4 protein-coding genes and 1 pseudogene are annotated in these 5,248 nt (G+C 61.6%); all 5 read right to left on the reverse strand.

Annotated elements, in window-relative coordinates:
• A partial coding sequence (locus QCE69_RS39020; protein ID WP_309936113.1) for an aldehyde dehydrogenase family protein occupies positions 1-684 on the reverse strand: 684 nt, incomplete at its 3' end.
• Between the two features lie 707 nt (positions 685-1,391).
• Positions 1,392-2,729: an MFS transporter gene (locus QCE69_RS39025; RefSeq protein ID WP_309936109.1), complete on the reverse strand. Its 1,338-nt coding sequence runs from the start codon at positions 2,727-2,729 to the stop codon at positions 1,392-1,394.
• 69 nt (positions 2,730-2,798) lie between these two features.
• Entirely contained in the window at positions 2,799-4,208 is a 1,410-nt protein-coding gene (locus tag QCE69_RS39030) for an LLM class flavin-dependent oxidoreductase (protein WP_309927956.1), read from the reverse strand.
• 33 nt (positions 4,209-4,241) lie between these two features.
• Positions 4,242-4,580 (reverse strand): DUF4387 domain-containing protein, encoded by a 339-nt coding sequence (locus QCE69_RS39035; RefSeq protein WP_309936110.1) that lies wholly within the window; start codon positions 4,578-4,580, stop codon positions 4,242-4,244.
• Positions 4,577-5,248 (reverse strand): annotated as a pseudogene (locus QCE69_RS39040) (acyclic terpene utilization AtuA family protein); the annotation flags it as partial. The pseudogene QCE69_RS39040 and the gene QCE69_RS39035, both read right to left, overlap by 4 nt.

The following is a 5,248-nucleotide window of genomic DNA, read 5'->3' on the forward strand; positions in this document are numbered from 1 at the left end:
CGGATTGCCGGTCATTTCCTCGCCGATGGCTTTCGGGTCGCCGGTGAGGATGCTCAGCACGCCCTTCGGAATGCCGGCGCGTTCGGCGAGCACGGCCATGGCGAAGGCCGAGAATGGGGTGGCTTCTGCTGGTTTCACCACGATCGGGCAACCGGCTGCGAGCGCGGGGCCGACCTTGCGGGTGATCATTGCTGCCGGGAAGTTCCATGGCGTGATCGCCGCGCATACGCCGATCGGCTCCTTCGTCACGACGATGCGTTTGTCTGCCGCCGGAGTAGCGAGGGTATCGCCGGCGACGCGCTTGCCTTCTTCCGCGAACCATTCGATGAACGACGCCGCGTAGGTGATTTCGCCCTTGGCTTCGGCGAGCGGCTTGCCTTGTTCAGTGGTCAGGATCAGCGCGAGGTCATCGGCGTTTTCTGTCATCAAGTCGAACCACTTGCGCATCACGGCCGCGCGTTCCTTCGCGGTCTTCTTGCGCCAGGCGGGCCACGCAGCGTTCGCTGCTTCGATCGCACGGCGGGTTTCGGTTGTGCCCATCTTGGGCACGGAGCCAAGGGATTCGCCCGTCGCAGGGTTCTTTACTTCGAAGGTTTCGCCAGTGTGGGATTGTTGCCATTCACCGTTGATGTAGGCTGCGTTGCGCAGCAAGGTCGGGTCTTTTAGTTGATCTTTCAAGGTCATTGTTTTCTCCGGTTTTTTTGGTTCGCTAGCGCTTCGATGGACTTCCTGTGTTCGCGTCGGTCTGTTAGCACTGCCCCTCCCCGGGGCGGGGGTAACTTTCTTTGCCGCTGCAAAGAAAGTCACCAAAGAAAGCAGCTTTTTTTCTCGCCCAGCGTCATCCTATGGGCGCAGCACAAAACCATGTTTCTGGCACTGCAGTAGAGAGTGCCCTCATAGGCCACACCGGGCGTGGATCGCGGACCCACTGTGTAAGCGCACCACAGAACAAACTGGTGCAGCCCTTGCATGCTCCGGCGCTGCGCTTCGCGCCGCCGTCCGGTCAACCGGGGCTGGGCTGCCCATGCTTCCTCGCCAATGGATCCATCTCATAGCTTTTACCTCCCACCGGTTTCCCTTGCATACCCTTCGGCAGCGCGCAGCGCTGGGTCGGCGCTTTCAGGTGCTGCACCAGTTTGTTTGGGGGCGCGGTTGCACAGTGGGTCCGCGATCCACGCCCGATGGGGCCTATGAGGGCACTCTCTACTGCCGGGCCAGTGAGGCAATTCTGTGTCGTGCCGCTGGTGTTCCTTGGGCGGTAAGAAAGCTGCTTTCTTTGGTGACTTTCTTTGCAGCGGCAAAGAAAGTTACCCCCGCCCCGGGGAGGGGCAGTGCTAATAGACCGACGCGAATACGGGAAGTCCATCGAAGCGCGAGCAAAATTAAAACCCTCACCGCGCGGCGGCGCCCCGCGCAAACCTGGGAGCATCCTCTTCGATAGATTCCTCGAGAGAAGAAAGCTCGACCCCCGCAGCTTCCCTGAGCGGAACGATGGAAACGACCGAAATAACCGCCAGGAAAATAATGTACCCAACAAGAGGCCAATACCCGCCTGCCCAGGCGATCAACATCGCCGCAATCACCGGCGTGGGGCCACTCCACGACACCGTGGCAAGCTGATAAGCCAACGACACCCCGCTATACCGCACCCCTGACGAATATTGCTCGGCAAATAGGCTAGGCTGTGCCGCCTGAACAGACCCTCCTCCAACCGCCATCGCAAGACTCATCGCGAGCACGATCAGCGGATAGCTCCCGGTATTGAGCAACATGAAGTACGGGTAAATGAACAGCCCAAGAAAAATCATCCCCCCCATAAAAACCCGCTTACGCCCGATGCGATCCGAAAGCGCCCCAAACGTAGGATGGGCCACCAGCGTACACGCCGCCGCAATCATCAACGCCCGCAACGCGTCACTCCGCGGCAAATGCAGGTTCTGCGTGAGATAAACCAGCGAATACACCGCCACGACATAAAAGCCCGCACACTGCACCGCCTGCGAAGCCACGAGCAAGAACGTCGTACGCTTATGACGCTTCAGCAGCGTCGCAATCGGCACACTCGGCGTGTCATGCTTGCGGCGCATGCGCTCGATGCTCGGCGATTCCGCCAGACGCCGCCGAATCACAATCCCGACCACCACCAGAATCCCCGACAACAAGAACGGCACCCGCCATCCCCACGCAGCAAACTGCTCCGGCGTAGTCAACGCAGTCGTCGCCGCCATCGCGCCCGTCGAAAGAATCAACGCGCCCGGAATACCCATCTGCGGCCAGCTGCCATAAAAGCCGCGCTTCTTCGCAGGCGCATGCTCGATCACCATCAACGTCGCACCACCCCACTCGCCACCCACCGCGAAACCCTGCACGAAACGCAATACCGTCAGCAAGATCGGCGCAGCAATGCCCGCGCTCGCATACGTCGGCAACAAGCCAATCAGGAACGTCACGCCGCCCATCATCGTGAGACTCAGGACCAGCATCGCCTTGCGGCCAATACGGTCGCCAAAATGCCCGAACACCGCTCCACCCACCGGCCGCGCAATGAAGCCCACCGCAAAGCTCGCAAGCGATGCAATCGTGCCCGCCACCGGATCGAAAGTCGGAAAGAACAGCTTGCTGAAAACGAGCGCCGCCGCGGACGCGAAGATGAAGAAGTCGTACCACTCGAGGGTCGTGCCGATGGTGCTCGCAAGCGCCACCCGCCGGATGTCGGCGATTTCTGCCATGTCTGTCTCCAAGGGGTGCGCCCGGTCAGGCCGGGCGCTTTGTTCTTGCTTGATCGATGGTGTGAAGCCTTAGCCCGCCTTGCGCTCCGCCTCGCCATTCACGCCCGCGAAAGCCTGCTTGCGCCAGTCGCCCGCATCCGGCTTCGACAAGCCAAGGTTCTCGCGCAACGTCGTGCCGTCGTAGTCCTTGCGGAACACGCCGCGACGCTGCAACTCCGGCACCACCTGGCGCACGAAGTCCTCATAGCCGCCAGGAACGTGCGTCGGCGAAATCACGAAGCCGTCGCAACCGCCTTCGACAAACCATTGCTCCATCTGGTCAGCCACCGTCTTAGCCGTGCCCGCGAACACCGGGAACTCATTCAGGCGCGCACGATTCGAGAACTCGACGAAATCACGCACCGACGGATTCTGCTTGCCCGACAACATCACCACGCGATCGCGGAAACCCGTCCAGCCCGAAATGGCCTTCATCTCGGCATCAGTGAACGGCGCGTCGTAGTCGCGCTTCGAGAAGTCCGTGTTGAGCACTTCGCACAGCAGCGTCAGCGAGTCGATCGGCTTCGCCAGCGAATCGATGTACTCGCGCTCCTGCTGCGCAATCTCTTCCGATTCGGCGACCACCGTGTAACACGCCGTCGATACCTTGACCTTCTCCGGATCGCGCCCCGCCGCCGACACCGCCTGCTTCAGCTCGGCATACTGCTTCTTGCCCGCTGCAAGGTTCGGGTACACGACGAAGATCAGCTCGCCCCAGCGCGATGCAAACGCACGGCCACGGCCGCTCTGCCCCGCCTGGATCAACACCGGATGACCCTGTTGCGAACGCGGCACCGTGAGCGGTCCGCGCGACTTGAAGTACTCGCCCCTGTGATCGAGTCGATGCACCTTGGCCGGATCGGCGAAACGGCCGCTCTCCTTGTCGAGGATCAGCGCATCGCTCTCCCACGAATCCCAATGACCCATCACGGTCTCGAGAAATTCGTCGGCGCGATCGTAACGCAAGTCATGCTCGAGATGCATGTCGCGACCGAAGTTCGCCGCTTCCGAATCGTTCAGCGACGTCACCACGTTCCACGCGACACGGCCCTTCGTCATCAGGTCCAGCGTCGCGAAGTGACGCGCGATGTGGTACGGCTCGTAGTAGGTCGTCGAGTACGTGGCGCCCAAGCCCAGGTGCGTCGTGGCCATGGCCATCGCGGTCACGATCGGCGACGGGTCCATCTTCACGGCGCGCACACCATGCTCCACCGTCTGCGCATGATCGTTGCCGTAGATGTCCGGCATCGCGAGACGATCATCGAAGAAGGCCAGATGGAACTTGCCCTCCTCCAGCGTGCGCGCAATGCGCTGGTAATACTCCGGCGACATGAAGTCCTGCATCGCGCCGCTATGACGCCAGGAGCCGGGATAGGTCGAGCAGTTCTGAGCCTGCAGGAAACCGATGAGCGTCATCTGACGCGAAGTGTTGTTTGCCATGTTGAGCATGCCTCCTCGTTCTTGTCGGCGTTATCAGACGCCGGGAATTTCAATCGTCAGCAACGGTGCGTGCTGCTGCGCGCCGAATGTGTCGCGCTCGCCCACACTGCCCTGCGCCCACGCACGCTTCAGCGTCAGCTTGAAAGCGCGCGCCGGGTCGAAGAACATCAGGGTCACGATGTCTTCCTTCGTCACGTTGTACAGCTTGCAGATCAGCGCCTCGGTCAGCACTCCGCTCGCCTTCACGCGTTCGTATAGCGTTGGTTCGTCGAAGATCACGTCGAACGTGATCTCGAACGGACCCGAGTTCTTGCTGCGCACCACCTTCGCCAGTTCGCGCAGCGTCTTGTTTTGTGTCTGCACCGTGCTCATGCGCCCACCTCCACGATCTCAACCGGAAACAGCGACTCCGCCGAGTCGATCTTCATCACGTGATACACCGTGAACTTGCACACCGGCCCGATTGGGTTCTCCGGCGGGTTCAGCGGAATCGCGAAGTTACCGGCCGTCGCCACCTGTCCCGGATACGGCGTGTGCAGCACATCGATACGCACGCTGCTGCAAATCGCATTCGCCAGTTCCTGGTTCGCTGCCGTCACTTCACCCAGCAAGCCGATCTCGTGCGGCACCGCTTGTGTCTGCGGCTCGAAGCTGCCCATCACGCCGTTCTTGCCGTACACGTGGAAGTTCAGCGTCGCTTCGCCCGAGCGCAACTCCGGATACGTCTCGTGCGCCTGCTGCTTGATGCCTTCGAGGAAGGTGTCGATCTGCTCGACCAGGATCGGATCGCGGATCCCGCCGATGAAGATCGTGCGCATGCCTACCACGCCCGCGCCTTCGAGCTTCACCGTGTAGTCTTCGGCCGGAATGAAGCGGCTGCCGCGCACCCGCACTGCCCGCTCCGTGAGCTGTTCGTAGGTCGCCTCGCGCAGGTCCAGCATGCCGCCCGGGCCCGTCAGCAAATCCGGACGCGTCTTCTCGTACAGCGTGTGCGCCGCCACCGAAGCCGGCGTGCAGCGCTCGCGCGGGTTCATCGGTTC

The sequence above is a fragment of the Caballeronia sp. LZ032 genome, assembly GCF_031451315.1.
In the GTDB taxonomy this organism is placed as follows: domain Bacteria; phylum Pseudomonadota; class Gammaproteobacteria; order Burkholderiales; family Burkholderiaceae; genus Caballeronia.

Excerpts from the sequence above, each read along its gene's own strand:
- QCE69_RS39025 (WP_309936109.1), bottom strand. The coding sequence starts at position 2,729 with ATGGCAGAAATCGCCGACATCCGGCGGGTGGCGCTTGCGAGCACCATC.
- QCE69_RS39030 (WP_309927956.1), bottom strand. The coding sequence starts at position 4,208 with ATGGCAAACAACACTTCGCGTCAGATGACGCTCATCGGTTTCCTGCAG.
- QCE69_RS39035 (WP_309936110.1), bottom strand. The coding sequence starts at position 4,580 with ATGAGCACGGTGCAGACACAAAACAAGACGCTGCGCGAACTGGCGAAG.